At 65.1% G+C, this 18,945-nt stretch carries 19 protein-coding genes; 10 read left to right on the top strand and 9 right to left on the bottom strand.

The genetic code is table 11. The features are described 5' to 3' along the window. Positions 1 to 7 precede the first annotated feature (7 nt). Positions 8 to 679 carry a hypothetical protein gene (locus tag CH286_RS12750; RefSeq protein WP_141215841.1) on the bottom strand — a complete coding sequence of 224 codons (672 nt, stop codon included), beginning with the start codon at positions 677 to 679 and terminating at the stop codon, positions 8 to 10. A 291-nt stretch (positions 680 to 970) separates the two neighbouring features. Here CH286_RS12750 and CH286_RS12745 point away from each other — a divergent pair, with 291 nt between their 5' ends. Then, entirely contained in the window at positions 971 to 1,390 is a 420-nt protein-coding gene (locus CH286_RS12745) for a helix-turn-helix domain-containing protein (protein ID WP_032380730.1), read from the top strand. Here CH286_RS12745 and CH286_RS12740 read toward each other — a convergent pair. Both CH286_RS12740 and CH286_RS12735 read right to left on the bottom strand, forming a co-directional pair. Continuing rightward, entirely contained in the window at positions 1,387 to 1,665 is a 279-nt protein-coding gene (locus CH286_RS12740) for a DUF2277 domain-containing protein (RefSeq protein WP_032401519.1), read from the bottom strand. The genes CH286_RS12745 and CH286_RS12740 overlap by 4 nt on opposite strands. Before the next feature lie 22 nt (positions 1,666 to 1,687). Continuing rightward, positions 1,688 to 2,263, bottom strand: a complete 576-nt coding sequence (locus tag CH286_RS12735; RefSeq protein WP_032401518.1) for a TetR/AcrR family transcriptional regulator — start codon at positions 2,261 to 2,263, stop codon at positions 1,688 to 1,690. Between the two features lie 96 nt (positions 2,264 to 2,359). Here CH286_RS12735 and CH286_RS12730 point away from each other — a divergent pair, with 96 nt between their 5' ends. Beyond that, the gene (locus tag CH286_RS12730) at positions 2,360 to 3,757 is read left to right on the top strand and encodes a cytochrome P450 (RefSeq protein WP_094609389.1); all 1,398 of its coding nucleotides are present in this window, start codon (positions 2,360 to 2,362) and stop codon (positions 3,755 to 3,757) included. Here CH286_RS12730 and dinB read toward each other — a convergent pair whose 3' ends face one another. Then, positions 3,758 to 4,945, bottom strand: a complete 1,188-nt coding sequence (gene dinB, locus CH286_RS12725) for a DNA polymerase IV (protein ID WP_032402001.1) — start codon at positions 4,943 to 4,945, stop codon at positions 3,758 to 3,760. Positions 4,946 to 5,112: 167 nt separating this feature from the next. Here dinB and CH286_RS12720 point away from each other — a divergent pair, with 167 nt between their 5' ends. The 3 genes from CH286_RS12720 to CH286_RS12710 are packed head-to-tail and all read left to right on the top strand — an operon-like array spanning position 5,113 to position 9,058. Next, on the top strand, positions 5,113 to 7,386 hold the full coding sequence (locus CH286_RS12720; RefSeq protein ID WP_255182646.1) for a putative bifunctional diguanylate cyclase/phosphodiesterase: 2,274 nt from the start codon (positions 5,113 to 5,115) through the stop codon (positions 7,384 to 7,386). Positions 7,387 to 7,397: 11 nt separating this feature from the next. Next, a complete protein-coding gene (gene bluB / locus CH286_RS12715; RefSeq protein ID WP_170944735.1) occupies positions 7,398 to 8,018 on the top strand; it encodes a 5,6-dimethylbenzimidazole synthase in 621 nt (206 codons plus the stop codon). Continuing rightward, entirely contained in the window at positions 8,015 to 9,058 is a 1,044-nt protein-coding gene (locus CH286_RS12710) for a hypothetical protein (RefSeq protein WP_094609388.1), read from the top strand. The genes bluB and CH286_RS12710 overlap by 4 nt, the downstream gene beginning before the upstream one ends. 4 nt (positions 9,059 to 9,062) lie before the next feature. On the opposite strand, the gene CH286_RS12705 is transcribed toward CH286_RS12710, so the two are convergent. From CH286_RS12705 to CH286_RS12690, 4 genes are all read right to left on the bottom strand, one after another. Continuing rightward, positions 9,063 to 9,575: a DUF427 domain-containing protein gene (locus CH286_RS12705; protein ID WP_032380167.1), complete on the bottom strand. Its 513-nt coding sequence runs from the start codon at positions 9,573 to 9,575 to the stop codon at positions 9,063 to 9,065. A gap of 22 nt (positions 9,576 to 9,597) precedes the next feature. Further along, positions 9,598 to 10,293, bottom strand: a complete 696-nt coding sequence (locus tag CH286_RS12700; RefSeq protein WP_094609387.1) for a DUF2637 domain-containing protein — start codon at positions 10,291 to 10,293, stop codon at positions 9,598 to 9,600. Positions 10,294 to 10,341: 48 nt separating this feature from the next. After that, positions 10,342 to 10,644: a WhiB family transcriptional regulator gene (locus CH286_RS12695; protein ID WP_094609598.1), complete on the bottom strand. Its 303-nt coding sequence runs from the start codon at positions 10,642 to 10,644 to the stop codon at positions 10,342 to 10,344. 119 nt (positions 10,645 to 10,763) lie between these two features. After that, entirely contained in the window at positions 10,764 to 11,324 is a 561-nt protein-coding gene (locus CH286_RS12690; protein WP_032401511.1) for a gluconokinase, read from the bottom strand. Positions 11,325 to 11,404: 80 nt separating this feature from the next. On the opposite strand from CH286_RS12690, the gene CH286_RS12685 reads away from it, so the two are divergent. After that, positions 11,405 to 12,148 (top strand): FadR/GntR family transcriptional regulator, encoded by a 744-nt coding sequence (locus CH286_RS12685; protein ID WP_094609386.1) that lies wholly within the window; start codon positions 11,405 to 11,407, stop codon positions 12,146 to 12,148. A gap of 59 nt (positions 12,149 to 12,207) precedes the next feature. Further along, positions 12,208 to 14,760 carry a trehalose-phosphatase gene (gene otsB / locus CH286_RS12680; RefSeq protein WP_094609385.1) on the top strand — a complete coding sequence of 851 codons (2,553 nt, stop codon included), beginning with the start codon at positions 12,208 to 12,210 and terminating at the stop codon, positions 14,758 to 14,760. A 176-nt stretch (positions 14,761 to 14,936) separates the two neighbouring features. Here the strand turns inward: otsB and CH286_RS12675 are convergent, their stop codons facing one another. Further along, positions 14,937 to 16,043: a LacI family DNA-binding transcriptional regulator gene (locus tag CH286_RS12675; protein WP_032380155.1), complete on the bottom strand. Its 1,107-nt coding sequence runs from the start codon at positions 16,041 to 16,043 to the stop codon at positions 14,937 to 14,939. 142 nt (positions 16,044 to 16,185) lie between these two features. Between CH286_RS12675 and CH286_RS12670 the strand changes: the two genes are divergently transcribed. Genes CH286_RS12670 through CH286_RS12660 form a run of 3 tightly spaced genes read left to right on the top strand, consistent with a single transcriptional unit; the run spans position 16,186 to position 18,936 of the window. Then, on the top strand, positions 16,186 to 17,196 hold the full coding sequence (locus CH286_RS12670; RefSeq protein ID WP_255182645.1) for a metal ABC transporter solute-binding protein, Zn/Mn family: 1,011 nt from the start codon (positions 16,186 to 16,188) through the stop codon (positions 17,194 to 17,196). Positions 17,197 to 17,227: 31 nt separating this feature from the next. Then, positions 17,228 to 18,061, top strand: a complete 834-nt coding sequence (locus CH286_RS12665; RefSeq protein WP_032401507.1) for a metal ABC transporter ATP-binding protein — start codon at positions 17,228 to 17,230, stop codon at positions 18,059 to 18,061. After that, on the top strand, positions 18,058 to 18,936 hold the full coding sequence (locus CH286_RS12660) for a metal ABC transporter permease (protein ID WP_032401506.1): 879 nt from the start codon (positions 18,058 to 18,060) through the stop codon (positions 18,934 to 18,936). The genes CH286_RS12665 and CH286_RS12660 overlap by 4 nt, the downstream gene beginning before the upstream one ends. Positions 18,937 to 18,945: the final 9 nt, after the last annotated feature.

Below are 18,945 nucleotides of genomic sequence, written 5' to 3'. Positions count from 1 at the left end.
ACGCTTTTCAGCTGGACAACGATTTCGGCGGCACGTCCTCGACAACCCCGCCGACCACCAGACGTGGAGTCCAGGCCTCGGTGACGAGTCGGCCGTCTCCGGTGATGATGGCATCGGGATCGGGATCGATGAGGATGGGATATCCGGTATCCGGGGTAACTCCGACGTTCTGCACCAGCAGACCGTTCTCGATGGTGTAGTGCACGTGCACCGGCTGCAGATCACCGTCGAACGCCCACGGACGGCCGATGAAGATCACGGCGATGCCGACCTCGTCCAGTACCGACACCGAGCCATCGTGCTCGAGCCGCAGACTCCACAACGGCGGCATCGACGTCGTGAACTCGAATCTGTGCGGTGCCTGCGGGGCGAGAAGATGGATCATCAGCAGCGCGCCGTCGTGCGGATCTCGCTGCGGCACAATGACTTCGTACGATCCGCACTCGTAGAACCTGGATCCGAACGGCCCGGGAATGCCCGTGCCGAGATCGCCCGCGATGGCAAGTTCGAGCCGAATGCAGCCGGAGCCGTTCTCGGCTCGAAGAGTGATTCCCTCGGAAGGATGCGGCGGGGGCGACTCGTCCCGCGGAGCGTAGGACAGAACCGCGCGCAGCAGTGGTTCGACCACCTCCGCGTCACCGTCGCGTGAATCGAACGTTCGTCGTCGACGATCGGCCATCTCCACCCCCTTCGCCTGGCAATCCAGTGTGCCACCGAGGTGCCGATCGTGCGACGAATTCTGCTCGAAAACCATCTGTTCGATCGAGACGGTCCACTATGGAAGCACGCTGGACCCACCGGCGTGCCCGCAAGATCAGGAAACCGATCAGTACTATCTTCGGCTAAGTTTCTGCAGGTCAGCCATGGTCCAGCGGAACCATGGCACCGGCTACTATCAACCGGTTCGGTCCTCGGCGGATCGATCTGCCCGGTGGGCAGCGGCCGTGTCAGGAAGGCAAACACATCCCCGATGTCCGCTGATTTCGCCGCACGTCTGAACCATCTGTTCTCCACGATCCACCCTGCGGGACGCAAGCCACACACCAACGCGGAGGTGGCCGACGCTCTCGCCCTGCGCGGGCACCAGATCTCCAAGCCGTACATCTCGCAACTGCGGTCGGGCCAACGCGCCAACCCGTCCGCCGACACCGTGACGGCACTGGCTGCCTTCTTCAAGGTCAAGCCCGATTACTTCTTCGACAACATCTACGCAGCCAAAGTCGATCACGACCTCGAATTGCTGGGCCGACTGCAGGGATACGGCCTACGCCGCCTGTCTGCCCGCGCGTTCGACCTGTCCGAGGAATCGCAGAACCTACTCAGCTCGATGGCCGAGAAACTGCGCGTGAGCGAGGGACTGCCGGCGGTGCCACCGGACAGCACCCGTTAGGACGCGCCGGCCTTGGCTGCAATCCTCGCCTGCACTTCGGGACGCCGCAGCGGCGGCACCGTGGGAGGTGGCTGACGCCGGTCCGGCAGTGCATCGAGGAGCCGATGCGTCGTTGCTGTCACCTCGGCGACGGCCAGCTCGAAGGCGTCGCGCGTGGCGTCGGACGTCTTCTGTACGCCACTGATCTTGCGGACGTACTGTCGCGCGGCAGCTTCGACTTCCTCGTCGGTTGCGTGTGGTTCCAACCCTCGAAGGGTGGTGATGTTTCGGCACATGTGTCGACGATAACCCCGCAGCTCACACCTCGAGAAGACCCGACAGCGCGCGAAGGCACAGCTCACGAACCTGCTCACGATCGAGGGTTCTGCGCTCCACCCAATCCAGACACACCGCTCGCACGAACGCGATCCAGCCGCGCAGCGCTGTTCGCACCATCTCGTCGTCGGCGAATGCCGGGGGCAGCGCAGCAAGGATCCGCTCCTGCTGAACAGCGAACTCTCGCGTGAGGATGTCGTTGATCCGATGGTCGCCGAGCAACGCGCCCCGGTTGACGGCACGGAGGCCGTGCGCGTGTTCGTCGGAGTAGGCGATGTACGCGTCGAGACCGGCTGCGACCTGCTCGAGGACGGGCAGCGAGGTGTCCGGCGCGGTGACGTCGAGGTTGCGCTCGGATTCGGTGCGCACGATCTCGACGAAGAACTCCCGCTTGGACGGGAAGTAGTGGTACATCAACCCACGGGACACTCCCGCGAGATCGGCGACCTCCTCGATCCACACATCCTCGTACGGCCGCTCGGCGAACAATGCGGAACCGATCTCGAGTAACTGCGCGCGACGCTGCGCCGGCGTCATGCGCTTACGGGGTGTGGTCATGGGCTTCGGATCTTACTTGACACGAGTTCAACAGTGAGTACGGTCACTATTACACATCAGTTCAACAGCACGCGGTTCGTCAACGAGGGAGCGGCAATGTCGACACAGTTCGCGGTGCGAAACGGCTCGCTACCGCATCCTCCCTACCGACTCCCCGTACTCGGCGATGTCGTGGGCGTCGATCCCCGCACCCCGATTCAGGACTCCACCGTCTTGGCCGGCCGACTCGGCCCGATGTTCGAGCGCGAAATTCTCGGGCGACGCTTCGTCTTCGCCTCCGGTGCCGACGTGGTGGGCGAGCTGTGCGACGAAAAACGCTTCGAGAAGTTCCTGCCCCCTGGAGTCGAGAATCTACGGGATATCGGGGCGGACGGATTGTTCACCGCCTACAACCACGAGCCGAATTGGCAACGCGCCCATGACCTTCTGCGTCCGGCCTTCACTGCGGGCGCCATGCGCGGGTACCACGAGATCATGGTCGACGTCGCAGATGACCTGATCGAGCACTGGGAGGGCCGCTCTCGTAGCGGTGCCGACACCGACGTCTCTTCGGACATGACAAAACTGACACTCGAGACCATCGGACGCACCGGTTTCAGTTACAGCTTCGGCTCGTTCGCGCGCGCCGAGCCGCATCCCTTCGTGGCCGCCATGGTCGGCGCACTGACGTACAACCAGCGGCGGTCGCTGCTGTCGATCCCTGCGTTCGCAAAGCCCTTGTTCGCCAAGTCCGATCGCAGATACGCACACAACAAGCAGTACTTGGCCGACGTCCTCGCCGATGTCGTCAGAACCCGCCGCCGATCGAACGAGGACTTCAGCGACCTGCTGCAGATCATGATGGATGCGGCGAAAGACGCCGACAATCCGAATGCGCTGAGCGAGGCCAACATCGGATATCAGATCCTGACGTTCCTGATCGCCGGCCACGAGACCACCTCGGGTGCACTGTCTTTCGCGCTTTACTACTTGGCGAACCACCCCGAGGTGTTCGAGCGCGCCCGCGCCGAGGTCGACGAGGTCTGGGGCACGGGCAAACCCCAGTTCGGTCAGGTTCCCAAACTGCGGTACGTCCGCCGAGTCCTCGACGAATCGCTGCGCCTGTGGCCGACGGTTCCCGCGTTCGGACGCGGCGCGCGGGCAGACACCGTCATCGGCGACGACTACCGCATGGCGGCCGGCGACTGGGCAGTCGTTCTGGTGACGGCCTTGCACCGCGATCCGGTGTGGGGTGACCGTCCGAGCGACTTCGATCCCGACAATTTTCTACCCGATCGCATCAAGGCACGCCCCGCGCACGTGTACAAACCCTTCGGTACCGGCGAACGCGCCTGTATCGGAAGACAATTCGCTATCCACGAAGCAGTTCTGGTACTCGGGACCATCCTGCAGCGCTTCGATCTGCAGGCCGACCCGTCGTACCGTCTGAAGGTCCAGGAGCGACTGACCATGATGCCCGAGGGCTTTCGGGTTCGGCCCACAGTTCGCACGTAGTCAGTCCGGTAGGAGGGGGACCGAGATTCCCGGGTCTCGGCCGAGCAGCACCCCACGCGTCAACGACGTGGAGCCGAACTTCTTGTGCACCCCGTCGAGCGCACGGTCGAGAGCCGATGCCTCCGGGGGCTTGCGCACCTGCGGTGCGTCGAACTGCAGTTCCAGTTGCTCCGCGCCGCCCTTGTCGATGCTCGAGACGGTGACACCGACGAGGGTGATGCCCTTCTCCGTGATCATCGGTGCCGCGTCGTGCAGCAATTCCAGCGCGGCGTCGAGAATATCTCGGGTGTCGGCGGTTGCGCGATCGAGTGTGTGCGATCTGGTAGCGCGGGTGAAGTCGGCAAAACGCAAGCGCAACATGACAGTTCGACCGGTTCGCTCCGCTGCGCGCATACGGTGTGTGACGCGATCGACGAGCCCGATCAACGATGCCTCCACCTCGGCTGCGTCGTGCCTGCCGCGTCCGAGTGCCCGCTGTGCGCCGATGGAACTACGCGACTTGCCGGGCTGGACGCGTCGGGGATCACGGCCCATGGCCAGCGCATACAGATGCGCGCCCGCACCCTTGCCCAGCACCGAGGCCAACGACCGCTCGCCGTAGGCCGCGATGTCGCCGACGGTCCTGATGTCGAGAACGTGCAACTTCTCGGCGGTCACTTTCCCTACGCCCCAGAGTCTTTCGATGTTCAGCGGGTGCAGGAACTCGAGTTCGCCGCCGGGCGGTACGAGCAGCAGACCGTCCGGCTTCGCGAACGCACTGGCGACCTTCGCCAGGAACTTGGTGGTGGCGATCCCGACGGTGATGGGCAGCCCCACCTGCTCGGCCACCTCCTGCCGCAGACGCTGTCCGATCTCCGTTGCACTGCCCGCGATCTTCTGTAACCCACCGACGTCGAGAAAAGCCTCGTCGATGGAGATGCCCTCCACCAGTGGGGTGGTGTCGTGAAAGACGTCGAACACGTCCTTGCTCGCCTGCGAGTACGCCTCCATGCGCGGCGGCACCACGATGGCCTGGGGGCACACGGCCCTGGCCTGACCGCCACTCATTGCGGTGCGCACCCCGAACGCTTTGGCCTCGTAGCTGGCGGCGAGCACCACTCCCCCGCCGACGATGACCGGCTTACCGCGCAGCCGGGGATCGTCACGTTGCTCCACCGAGGCATAGAAGGAGTCCAGGTCGGCGTGCATGATGCTCGCCACGGGTCTGCCGGTGGACTCCACGAATCCATGCTCGCACGGGCTACCGACATACTCTTGATACACAAGCAGAGCAATCGAGACAGCCGAAGTGACCCAGATCACCGAGTGTGCCATTGTTGATGTCGTCGGATCGGCGTGAACGGCTGGAGAGAATCGTGACGGCCTGGTGGCGGTGGTACGCAGCCCTCGGCGTACTCGGCTGCGTCGCCTACTTCGCAGTTCCCAGCATCGCCGCGGCACAGTCGATCTTCGTGCTCGTCGGTGCGTCCGCTGTTGCGGCCACCGTGATCGGCACCAGGATGCACCGGCCGACCAATCGCACTGCGTGGTTGACCATCGCGCTGGGCACCGGGCTCTGGGTCGTCGGCGACATCGTGTTCGAGTGGATCGATGTCACGCGGGGCAGCGTTCCCGAACCCTCGCTCGCCGACGCGGTCTATCTGACGGCCTACCCGATCTACGGGTTCGGTCTGTTTCTGCTGGTCCGGCATAAATGGCGAGCGAGCGAGCGCGGTCACGTCGCCAACAGTGCCATCGTCATGGTCGCGTTCGGATTGCTCACCTGGGTGTTCGCCGTGCAGCCGACGCTCGGCGACGACGCTGTTTCGGGGACGGCAGGCCTGGTCGACGTGGCGTACCCCGCCATGGACATCTTTCTACTCGGGTTACTGGCCCACTTCGTCGGCTCACGACAATGGCGCACTCTGTCGTACCGGTTCCTGACGGCGGGAGTATTGCTGCTGGTCGTCACCGATATCGTCAACAATTTCTCGATCGTTTCGGAGCCGTCGTCGGAGCGCTCACTGATCGACGTCGGGTGGACCATGTCGTACGTCCTCATCGGCGTCGCGGCCCTGCATCCGTCCATGCGGCGAATAACGAGCCCGAACATCGAACCCGAAGCACACCTGATGGCGTCGTTCACCACCCCTACGGTCGTCGTCTTGACCGCTGCCACCCTGACGGCTCCGACGGTCATGTTCATCGAGGTGATTCGCGACGAGCCGATCGCGCAATGGGGCTGGGCAGTTCTGCTCTGTGCATCGGCGTTGGTGATTCTGGTGATATACCGCATCACCGATCTGCTGCGCTTGCTCCACACGCAGACCGTGCGGCTCCGCGCCGCCGCCGACACCGACCACCTCACCGGTCTCGCCAACCTCCGCGCCCTGGAACACAGAATTTGGCAGAACGCGGGCGACACAACCTTGCTGACTGTCGACATCGACCGATTCAAAGAAATCAACGACACGTTCGGACGCGGCCTGGGCGATCAGGTTCTCGTGGCGGTCGCCGACAGACTGCGGGGTGTCGTCGACGATTCGATCATGTTGGCGCGCTTGGCAGGTGACGAGTTCGCACTGTGCGGGACGGCCGATTCGATGGACCCGACCGCACTGGCACACGAGATTCAGCGCCGGTTCGCTGCGCCGTTCGATGTGGGCACCATGACGCTGCTGATCGAGGCGAGTGTGGGTGTGGCGTTCAGCCTTCCCATTGCAGAGGGCGAGGACGAGGACACCCCGGATCGCCTGGTGCAGCGTGCCGATCTCGCCGTGCAGGCCGCGAAGGCGACGCAGTCGCGCGTCGCGTTCTACGACCGGTCCATGGACCGCGACACGAGCGCGCAACTGATCATGCTCGGCGAGTTGACCACCGCACTCGAATCCGACCAGCTGGAACTGCTGTATCAACCCCAGGTCGATCTCGAGTCGATGACTGTCGTCGGCGTTGAGGCATTGCTGCGGTGGCATCATCCGAACGGGATGCTGCTTGCGCCCAGCGCATTTCTACCCACCGCCGAACGGACCGGGCTGATCCGGCCGCTGACGAGCTACGTGCTCACCCGTGCGCTCGCCCAACGCAGTCTCTGGGCAATGGACGGACTGGATCTACAGATGGCCGTCAACATCTCGACCCGCAACCTGTTCGACGACACCCTGATCGCGCAGGTACGCACCGCGTTGAGGGAATTCCACTGTCCTGCAGAACGATTGACACTGGAAGTGACAGAGACCTCGGCCATGACCGATCCTGTGGGTGCAACCGAGATGCTGTCGATTCTGCATGCGATGGGCGTACAGGTCGCCATCGACGACTACGGCACGGGCTACAGTTCGCTCGCCTACATCGAACGGTTACCTGTGCAGGAGCTCAAGATGGATCGAGCCTTCGTCGGCGGGATGGCCCACGATCCCGCGCACGCCGCGATCGTACGATCGACCGTCGAGCTCGCCCGTACGCTGGGGTTGTCGGTGACTGCAGAGGGCGTGGAGGACGAGATGACGATGACCGCGCTACGGGAACTGCGATGCGGGCGTGCCCAGGGGTACCACCTCGGCAGACCCACCTCATCGGATCTACTGCCCGCCCTCGTCGCCGAACTGAACACTCGCTTGAAAACTGTTACAGGAGAACGGATACCATGACCGAGGCAGCCCTGTCGGTGTACGCCGCGATTAGATCTCGACGCGATGTCCGTGCCGAGTTCGACGGAACCGTCGTGGACGACGACACGCTGCGCCGCATCCTCGGTGCCGCGCATCAGGCCCCGAGCGTCGGCAACACCCAGCCCTGGGACTTCGTCGTGGTCCGCAAGCCCGACACTTTGAGCGCATTCGCCGCCCACGTCGCGGGCTGCCGACAGGACTTCGCCGACAAGCTCGATGCCGAACGCCGAAAGACGTTCGACCCCATTCGGATCGAGGGGATCGAAACAAGCGGGACCGGAGTGGTGGTCACCTACGATCCGAACCGCGGAGGACGGCACGTCCTGGGCCGCGACACCGTCGACGACACCGGATTGTTCTCTGCTGTGCTCGCGATCGAGAACCTCTGGCTGGCAGCGATTGCCGAGAACGTCGGCGTCGGCTGGGTCTCGTTCTACGACGAGGCGTACCTCACCGAGTTGCTCGATATCCCCGCTCCGGTCCGTCCCATCGCTTGGCTGTGCGTCGGCCCGGTCGAGTCGTTCCAGGAGGTGCCGGATCTGGAGCGTTTCGGTTGGCGCTCTCGGCGTCCCCTCGACGACGCCCTGCACTTCGAGCAGTACCGCCGATGAGGGCGCGCCTGGTTGCGGTGGCAACAGTCTGTGTTCTGGTGGCCGGATGCTCCGCCGCCGAATCCCCTACCGAACCGTCCACTCCGGCAACGACTCCGGCGGCCGAGCCCGCACAGGCTCCGGATTCGGCCGACCCGATCGGCACCGTCGTCGCGCTACCGGGCGCTCCCGAAGGTGTTGTGGTCGGGACATCCGGGATCGCTGCCGCAGCGGTCCGAGAGCCCGACGGTGTGGTGTTGTTCGACGCGGCGACAGGTGTCGTGCGGCAAATGGTCCAGACGACCGGAGCACCACGGCATCTCTCGCTCGCCGGCCCCGACGGCCCGGTGCTGGCACCGCTCGAAGGCAGCGACGAGCTGGTCGAGGTCTCACTCGACGACGGTACGATCCTGTCGACCGCCACCGGTGTGGGCCGTCAGCCGCACGATGCCGTCTCGACCTCCGACGGCACGATCGTGGCCACCAACGAAATGGGTGGCGGAGTGATTTTCCTGCGCGACGGCTCGGTGCTGTCGGAGCTACCGCCGGGCCCCGTCCAACCCGGTGGAGTCGCAGCTCTCGGGCCGTACGCAGCCGTAGCGGACGTTCAGGGCAACGGCGTGTGGGTCTACGAAGGCGCGACACAACGCGAGGTGGCGCAGGCCCCGATCGGCGTCAAGCTCACGCACGCTGTGACGGTGAACGAGACGACGGCCGGATTCGCCGACACCGACGGCGGAGCAGTCCTGCTCACATCGGTCGACGCTGCTGGGGGCATTCGTCAGATCGCGTCGATAGACGCACCCGGCAACCCGTACGGGCTCGCTGTGGACACCGACCGTCAGCTGCTGTTCGTGACGTTGACCGCGTCGAACCTCCTGCGGGTGGTCGACGTGTCGGATCCCACTGCTCCGCGAATTCTGGGTGACGTCCCGACGGTGATACAGGCCAATTCCGTCGCGGTCGATCCGCGCACCGGGAACGTGCTGGTGACCGGCAGCGACCCCGGTGCGGCGAGTTCGATTCAGATCATCGCCCGCGCCGAATTGCCCGCGGAGTGAATCGTCACCAGCCGTAGGAGCCCGGAATTCCCTTGAACGGGCCGACGACGTCGTCGGTGATCCAGCCCTCGTAGAAACCGCCTTCCTGGGGTCGGACCGCTTCTCCATCGATTTCGCACTGGAGACGGCTCGGCGAGAACGCCAGGTAGCCCGCGATCGCGGCGAACCGCGGCGTGGGGTTCTCGTAACTCCATCCGGCTGCCTCTGCGACGGCATCTCCGCCGTGGACGTCCCAGTACGTTGCCGCACCCTTCCACTCGCAGTGCGTCGAGCGCGCTGCCGACGGGGTCAACGCGCCCGGAACGACGTCAGCCGGCGAGATGTACCAGGTGGGCGGATGGCTCGTCTCGAGTACGCGGTAGGCGGCGGTGGTGCGGGCGACCACCTCTCCTCCGAGTCGAACGACGAGTGAACGGTTCGAGGACTCGAGGCTCGGCGGACGGGGGTAATCCCAGACGGATTCCTGGCCGGGCTTCGGCTTCTCCGGAACTACGGATCTCGGCAATTGTGGACTCATCCTTCGATGGTGCCACCGGGTGTCACGGGGCGTCGACGGGATAGAGATCGTCCACCCGTTCTTCGTCGAGAATCCAGCGATCGACTTCGTCGAGAGGTTCGACCGTGCGCACCGATGCCATCGCTGATTCAGGCACGGGCTGCTCGATGCGGACCGGCTTCTCGGCGCGCTCTGTCGGCCCGGGTGTCGGTATCTCGGGTGTGGGGAGTTCGGGCGCAGGTGTCACGGGTTCGGCTCGCGGGACGAAAGCCCACTCGTCGGTTGCAGGTTTTTCGTCGTCGGCGATGTCCACGGTCTTCGGCAGTTCCGCCGGTACCCGAACGAGGATGCCGAGTCCGTGGGTTGCGGCCAACAGACTCACCGGGGCGACGGTCGCAATGGCCGCCGACAGAGCGGGATGCAGTGTGCCGGCGTCGGATATGAAGGCGTGCATGGCATTTGCGCCGATACTCACTAGAGCCGCGGTGATCAACACACCCCAGAAGAAGCGTCGGCCACTGCGTTGATCCTCGAACTGGGCGAGTGCGATCACGGAGATGGTCGCTTGGAGAATGGTGCCGTCGACGATCACCGGCCACAGCCATGACAGCGAGCGCGGGACGCCTGCCATCGTGGCGAGATCCCACAGTGCGGCGAAACTCAGCACGAACGACGCAATTCCGATGACGGTGGTGATGACGACCGCACTGACGAGCGTCGCACGCAGGACCTTGTTCATGGGTCGTCATGAAACACGAGACCACCGACAAGTTTCGGTACAGCAGGATCAAGCGGTACGGACGGCTCCGCGGTAGACATCGGCGCGGTCGTGCGCCGACATTCCGCCCCACACGCCGTAGGGCTCGTTCGCCTCGAGGGCGTGCTGACGGCATTGGTCGAGGACCGGGCAGCGACCGCAGACCTGCTTGGCGGCCTTTTCTCGCGAGGAGCGGGCGCGGCCCCGTTCACCCTCGGGGTGGAAGAACACGGACGAGTCCAGTCCACGACACAGGCCGTCGAGTTGCCAGTCCCACACATCTGCGTTGGGGACGGGAAGTTGGACCGGCCTGGCGGGTGCGCCTCGCACCATGAGCTGTCTCCTCACTGAAAAGTGAACAAGCTCACCTTCCCTCATTCGTCGTACTTTTACAAGCTCCTTCGTTCATTCGTAGTACTTAAAAGCAAGCGCGCTTGCTTGAAACCTGACCGTCAATGACTCTCCGACATCCCTGCCCGCTTTTCGAGCTCGACGAGGACCTGTTCGGCGATCTTCGTCGGAGGCGGGCCGATGTCGACGACGATGGCGTTCTCGTCCTCACCGAGCGGCTCGAGTGTCGAGATCTGGGTATCGAGCAACGAGGACGGCATGAAGTGGTCCATCCGGGCATTGAGGCGCCCGCTGATCCGATCCTTGGTTCCGGCCAGATGAACGAAGATCACCTCCGCACCCTCCCTCGACGCGGCACTGAGCACGTCCCGATACGACCGTTTGAGCGCCGAGCACGTCACGATCCCGGATCGGCCCGTAGTGGTGTGGTCGGTGATCCACTCCGCGATCACGTCGAGCCACGGCCACCTGTCCTCGTCGGTCAACGGCTGCCCTGACGCCATCTTCGCCACGTTGGCGTCCGGGTGCAGGTCGTCGCCCTCCTGTAGGTCCCATTTCAACGCCCCGGCGAGGATGCCCGCCACCGTGGACTTGCCCGATCCGGACACTCCCATCACCACGAGAACCGGATGATGCGCTCTGCCTGTCGTCTGCGATGCCATCCCTCGATACTGCTGCATCGAGCTCGTTCGGATCGGACAGACGCGAGAAACCGGGCCACCCGTGGGACGATCGATCGGACATGACCGAGACCAGCGATTTCCGCCAACTGCACGATTCGGTGCTCGACGAGCTCGGTCGCGACATCGTCAGCGGCGCGATCCCGGGCGGAACCCGAATCTCGGCCGACGACGTCGCCGTGCGGTTCACCGTCTCGCGGACGGTCGTACGGGAAGTGGTCCGGGTTCTCGAGTCGCTGGGGTTGCTCACCGTGCGGCGGCGCGTCGGGATCACCGTGCAGGGTTCCGAGAATTGGAACTCACTGGATCCGGTGGTGATCCGCTGGCAGCTGGCCGGGCCCGCTCGCGCCGAACAACTACTACTGCTCAGCGAATTGCGTTCGGGCATAGAACCTTTGGCAGCCAAACTGGCAGCTCACCGAGCGACGCCCGAGCAGTGCGGCGCATTGACAGCCGCCGTCATCGGAATGTCGTCGACGTCCCGCGCAGCCGACTCCGAGGCGTATCTCGAACACGATTGCAACTTTCATCGGACACTGCTCGCCGCGTCGGGCAATCCGATGTTGCGGTCGATGTCCGACATCGTGGTCGAGGTGCTCGCCGGACGCACCCGGCACGCCCTGATGTCGAGGCAGGCAGACCCGGAGGCGATCCGCCTGCACGGGGTGGTCGCCTCGTCGATCCAGTCCGGCGACGCCGACGCCGCACAGCGAGCCATGTTGGCCATCGTCACCAAGTCCGCCGCATCGATGTCGGCAGCCTCGGGTGTGACGCCGTCGCCCGGTCTGGTGCCCGACCAGCAGTGATACACCGAGCGCACAAAGCCAGGTACGCCGAGGCGGGGTTCATCGCCTAGATTCGACGGGTGACTGCTCTCGAATTGCCGCTCGAACTACGCCGCGCACTCGTTGGAGTAGCTCGGACTCCGCGTCTGCTCGTCGCGTCCGATTACGACGGCACCATGGCACCGATCGTCTCCGACCCCCAGAAGGCGTTCCCACATCCCGAGTCGGTGAGCGCCATGCGCGGGCTCGCCTCACTGGCCGGCACCAATGCCGCCGTCATCTCCGGGCGCGCCCTCCGCGATCTCGCGATCCTCTCTCGGCTGCCGTCCGAGGTGCAGCTGGTGGGCAGTCACGGCAGCGAGTTCGACGCCGGGTTCGTCAACGCCATCGACGACGACGCCAAGAAGCTCCTCACCGTCATCACCGGCGAACTGCAGGCCATCGCCGACACCCATCCCGGCGTCAGTATCGAAACCAAGCCGGCCAGTGTCGCGCTGCACGTGCGCAACGCCGACACCGCCGCCGGTAGCGAGGCGCTCGCGGCCGTGCGTTCCGGCGCGGCAGCACGGGACGGCGTCCAGGTCACCGAGGGCAAGTCCGTCATCGAGTTGGCCGTCATCGTCACCGACAAGGGCGTCGCGCTCGACATCCTTCGCCATCAGGAAGCAGCCACTGCTGCAGTCTTTTTCGGCGACGACGTCACCGACGAGAAGGCCTTCAGCCACCTGCACGGCCCCGATATCGGGGTCAAGATCGGGCCGGGAGACAGCCTCGCGGAGTTCCGTATCGACAGCACCGAACAGGTCGCGCTCGCCCTGGCGTTCCTGTTGGAAGAGCGTCGGCAGTGGCTCTCGGGTGCAGACGCCCCGCGCATCGAGCGCCTGACGATGCTGGCAAGCCCCAATGCCGTTGCGCTGCTGACCCCCGATGCAGATGTCACCTGGCTGTGTCACCCCGAGCCCGATTCGGCAGCGGTGTTCGCACATCTGCTCGGCGGCGATCAGGCCGGTCACTTCAGTGTCGGACCCACCCGTGCATCGTTGCCGCTGAGCCAGCAGTACGTGGACGGCACCATGACGGTGCAGACCAAGTGGGCCAGCCTGCAGGTCACCGACTACCTGCCACACGACATCGGCCAGGGCCAGACCGCGTTGACCCGCGTCATCACCGGCAAAGCCACCGCCGTGGTGACGTTCGCGCCGCGTCCGGAATTCGGAAAAGCGTGGGCTTCACTGGAACCCGACGCCGACGGCCTGCGCATTCTCGGCACGGCCGACCCGATGGTGCTGCGTAGCCCCGGCGTCACCTGGAATATCGTCTCCGACGGGTCGCAGCAGACCGCGCATGCAGAGGTCGATCCCTCGAACGGGCCGATCGTTCTCGAATTGCGGCTCGGCACAGACGATCTGAGCGAGCACCCCTGGGCCGAGGTCGAGCGTCGTCGCGCCTCCGAGGCATACTGGAAGGACTGGGCCGACGGCCTGGACCTGCCGCCTCTCAAGCGCGATCTGATGAAACGATCGGCACTCACTCTGCGCGGTCTGGTGCACGCCGAGTCCGGTTCGATCATGGCGGCCGCCACCACTTCACTGCCCGAAGATATCGGCGGAGTGCGTAACTGGGACTACCGCTACTGCTGGTTGCGTGACGCTGCACTCACCGCGACCGCACTGGTGGACGTGGGATCGGTGGCCGAGGCCGAGAACTACCTGTCCTGGATCCACGGAGTACTGGAATCGGTGTCCGGCCCCGAGCGTCTACACCCGCTGTACACGATCTGGGGCCTGGGACTTCCACCCGAGGCCGTCATCGACGAGCTCCCCGGCTACGCCGGTTCACGTCCGGTGCGCGTGGGAAATGCTGCCAACCAACAGGTTCAGCTGGACGTCTTCGGCCCCATCGTCGAATTGGTGTCCGCCCTCGCACTCGCACGTAAGGCCGCAGGTTCGGAGAACGGCCTCTCCGACGACGACTGGGAACTCGTCTGCGCCATGGTCGAAGCCGTCGAGCGACGTTGGTTCGAGCCCGACCACGGCATCTGGGAGATCCGCGACAATCCCCGCCACCACGTCTACTCGAAGGTGATGGGGTGGATCACCGTCGATCGCGCCATCGGTCTGGCCGAAACCTTCGGTCGCACAGCCGAATCGAGCTGGGTACCACTACGCGAGACCATCCGCGAGGAAGTGCTCGCCAATGGCTGGAACGACGAGGTGCAGTCCTTCACCGCCGCCTACGACGGCACCGACCTCGACGCCGCAACGTTGTACATCGGCCTGTCCGGGCTGATCGATCCGGCCGACCCCCGCTTCGCCGCCACCGTCACCGCCACCGAGGCCGAACTGCGAAGTGGATCGACCGTCTACCGCTACCGCCACGACGACGGACTCCCCGGCGGCGAAGGCGGATTCCACCTCTGCGCCGCCTGGCTCGTCGAGGCATACCTGTTGGTGGGACAGCGCGCCGAAGCCGAGGCCTTGTTCGCCCAACTGGTCAGTGCCGCAGGCCCCACCGGACTGCTCAGTGAGGAATACGACCCCATCGCCGAACGATCGCTCGGCAACCATCCTCAGGCCTACAGCCACCTGGGTCTGCTGCGTTGCGCGAGATTGCTCAGCGCCCAGCCTGCTTGACCCCGCCCCCGCTCCGCGTCAATGGACCACTGCATACGTCCAACCCGTGCAATGGTTCATTCACCCACTGGGGTCTGCTGCGTGAATGGCACATTGCATACGTCTGAGCCGTGCAGTGGTCCATTGACGCGAACTGGGAGGGCAGGTGGGGGCGGGCGAGCGGGCGACGGCAGAGGTCAGGCGATAGCGGGCGGTTGCTCCGGCGGAGGTCCCGCGGTTCGTCCGCGGAAGAGTTCGGTCGGCAGGGTTTCGGCGGCGACGATGCCCGAGTGCGAGGACGAGAGCACCAGTTTCCCGGCTCGACGGCCTTTCTCCTCGGCGTCCTGGCGCACGGTGGTGAGGTTCTCGCGGATGGCGTCGGAGATGCCGTCGAATCCGGTCACCGAGAGTTGGCTCGGCACATCGATTCCGGAGACCCTCGCGAAGTTGAGTGCACCGAGCGCGATGACGTCGGTGGTGCAGAGCAACGCCGTGGTTTCGCGATTGGCTTGCAGCGCTTGGGCCGCGGCGGAGTGGCCGGAGCGAACGGTGTGGTCGAAGCGCTCTACGACGGTGAGGGTGTCGGGATCGAGTCCGGCGTCGATCATCGCGGCCTGCACTCCGGCGATGCGTTCGCGTTGGACGTGGAAGTGACTGTCCGCCAGCCGCCCCGGGGGTACGACGCCATCGCGGCGGTCGCGTCCGAGCCGCATGCACAGCACGGCGAGATGCTCGTGCCCGAGCGAGATGAGATGTGCGGCAAGCATTTTCATGGCGACACGGTCGTCGATGGCAACCAGGGCGGCCTCGGGGATGTTGCGGGGCTGGTCGCAGACGACGATCGGCAGGTGACGTTCGCGCACGGCAGCGAGGTAGGGGTCGTCGTCGGCGACGGAGTACACGACGAATCCGTCGACTCCCGCCTGCTGCACCACGGCAGCGGCCTGGACGTCGTCGCGTTCGGCACCGGCGGGAATCAGCAGTAGGCCTTGCCCCGCGGCCTCGCAGGATTCGGCGAGGCCTGCGAGGAAGCTCATGGCGGCCGGGTCGCGGAAGGAGTAGCTCAGGGCCTCGGTGAGGAGCAGCCCGATGGCACCGGCCTTGCGGGTGCGCAGCGATCGGGCAACCGGGTCGGGGCCGGCGTAGCCGCGGCGTTTGGCCGCCTGCAGTACGCGTTCGCGCAGTTCGGGAGAGAGCTGATCCGGTCGGTTGTAGGCGTTCGAGACAGTGGTGCGCGATACCTTCAGCTCGGCAGCAATCGACGCCAACGTCGCTTGACGTCGCGGTTCGCTCGACCTGACCATTACCGGGACGTTAGTCCCACAACGCACTCCGGAGAAATTCGAGGTCGCCGTCGTCCGATTCGATCGGGAGCCCCGACGAGCGCTAGAGTACAACGGTAACGGTTTCCATTAGCGTCAAGCATTGCCCATCAGGAGTACATCGATGTCGTCCATCCATCGCGCGTCCAGGACCAAGCTCATGGCCGCACTGGGCCTGAGCTGCGCCGCAGCCCTCACTTTGAGCGCATGCAGCTCCAGCGATCCCGCGAGCACCGAGTCCGCCCCCGCCACCCCCGTCGACGGGCCGATCACGATCGTCGCGTCCACCAACGTCTGGGGAAGCGTCGCCGAAGCGGTTGCCGGTGACCTCGCGACAGTGACGTCGATCATCTCCGATCCCTCCGCGGACCCGCATTCCTACGAGGCGAGCCCGGCCGACGCGGCTGCCGTCTCCGAGTCGTCGCTCGTGGTCTACAACGGCGGTGGCTACGACCAGTTCATCGAGGACATCCTCGGCTCCGAGGGCAAGGATGTGCCGTCGGTCGACGCCTACACCCTGCTCGACGACAGCCACGATCACACCTCCGAGCCCACCTCCGATGCAACTGCCGAACCGACGACGGACGACGGTCATTCACACAGCGAGGTCAACGAACACGTTTGGTACAACGCCGAGGTGGCAGCGCACACCGCCGAGGAGATCGCCGACAAGCTCGGTCAGCTCGATCCCGACAACGCCGCGCAGTACACCGCCAACGCCCAGGCGTTCCACGAGCAGGTCCACGCCATCACCGACGTGACCGCGCAGATTGCCGCCGATTTCCCGAATGCGCCTGTGGCACAGACCGAACCGATCGCGCACTACCTGATCGAGGAGTCGGGACTCGACGATCGCACCCCCGAGGACTTCAAGGACTCCATCGAGGAAGGCAACGATCCGTCGCCCGCCTCCATCGCCGCGACGCGAGATCTGTTCACCTCCAAGTCCGTTCGCGCGTTGGTCTACAACATTCAGACCGAGGATGCCGTCACCCAGGACATTCGCTCCACCAGCGAGGCCGCCGGCATCCCTGTCGTCGAGGTCACCGAAACACTGCCCGCAGGCATGACGTACATCGAGTGGCAGACCAAGGCTGCGACGGATCTTCGGGCCGCTCTCACCACCGCCTCCTGAGTCGAACCGGCGTGATGGAAAGCTGTAGTACATGCCTGCTGTAGAACTGCGCGATGCCGGACTGGCGTTCGGCGAGCGCACGCTGTGGCAGAACCTGGACCTGACGGTCGAAAAGGGCGAGTTCGTTGCCGTTCTGGGCCCCAACGGGTCGGGTAAGACGTCGCTGCTCAAGGTGTTGCTCGGCCAGAATCAGCTCACGTCCGGCACGGCCGCGATCGACGGCAATCCCGTCCATCGCGGCCAGTCGGGAGTCGGCTACGTCCCCCAGCAACGCAACATCGACGACGATCTGCCGCTACGCGGACGCGATCTCGTCGGCCTGGGTTGGGACGGCCACAAATGGGGCATGGGATTGCGCGGCATGCGACAGCGCAAGGAAACGGTGCAGCGAGCGATCGATCAGGTCGACGCCAACTCCTTCGCGGGTGCACCGGTCGGCTCGATGTCGGGCGGGGAGCAGCAGCGACTGCGCATTGCCCAGGCACTCGTCGGGGACCCCTCGGTCCTGTTGTGCGACGAGCCCCTGCTCAGCCTGGACCTCGCCAACCAGTCACTGGTCTCGAGCCTCATCGATCGTCGACGGCGTGAGCACGAGACAGCCGTCCTGTTCGTCACTCACGAGATCAACCCGATCCTCCCGCTCGTCGACCGCATCGTCTACATCGTCGACGGCCGGTTCCGCATCGGAACTCCCGAGGAGGTCATGACCACCGAGGTGTTGTCCGAGCTCTACGGCACCGAGGTCGAGGTGCTGAAAGTCCGCGGCCGACTCGTGGTCGTCGGGACCGGCGACTCGATCGATGCGCTCGGCTCGGCGGGCGCCCACCATCCACCCGTGCCGCACGACAGAGAAGACAAGGCATGAACGAGAAGGTTCTCGAGGCATTCTCGAAGATGCTCGACTTCGACACCACCGCCAACCTGCTGACCTACGACTTCGTGCAGCAGGCGCTGATCGCGGCCGCAATTCTCGGGCTGCTCGCGGGCGCTCTCGGGCCGTTGATCGTCAGCCGGCAGTGGGCTTTTGCGGTGCACGGATCCAGCGAACTCTCGCTCACCGGAGCATCCGCAGCCCTGCTCGTCGGCATCACCGTCGGTCTCGGTGCCATCGTCGGTTCGGTCGTCGCGGCGGTGATGTTCGCACTGCTCGGCAACAAAGCCCGCGACCGCGACTCGGTCATCGGCGTCATCATGTCCTTCGGGCTCGGCCTGTCGGTGCTGTTCATCTGGCTCTACCCGGGCCGAACCGGCACCAGCTTCTCGCTGCTCATCGGCCAGATCGTCGGCGTCGGGCAGAGCGGAATCCAGCTGCTGCTGGTGTGCGCGGTGTTGGTGTTGATCGTGCTCGCGGTGGTCTACCGGCCGCTGCTGTTCGCCAGTACCGATCCCGAGGTGGCGCTGGCCCGCGGCGTCCCCGTCCGCGCGCTCTCGGTCGTGTTCGCCGTTCTCGTCGGCGTGGCGTGTGCGCTGGGCGTCCAGATAGTCGGAGCCCTGCTGGTGCTCTCGCTGCTCATCACGCCCGCCGCGGCTGCTGCGCGGGTCACCGCCAGTCCGCTCAAGGCGACGCTGCTGTCCATCCTGTTCGCCGAAATCGCCGCCGTCGGAGGCATCCTGCTCTCCCTCGCTCCCGGACTTCCCGTCTCGACGTTCGTGACGACCATCTCGTTCGTCATCTACCTCCTCTGCCGCGCTGTGGGTGCGACGCGCAAGGCCAATTCCGGACGGCTCGTCGCCGCCTAGGATGTGCAG

It is taken from the genome of Rhodococcus sp. WWJCD1 (assembly GCF_002258735.1).
Classification (GTDB): domain Bacteria; phylum Actinomycetota; class Actinomycetes; order Mycobacteriales; family Mycobacteriaceae; genus Rhodococcoides.
The sequence above is the reverse complement of the archived record's forward strand: the minus strand, read 5'-3'. Positions and strand labels throughout refer to the sequence as shown.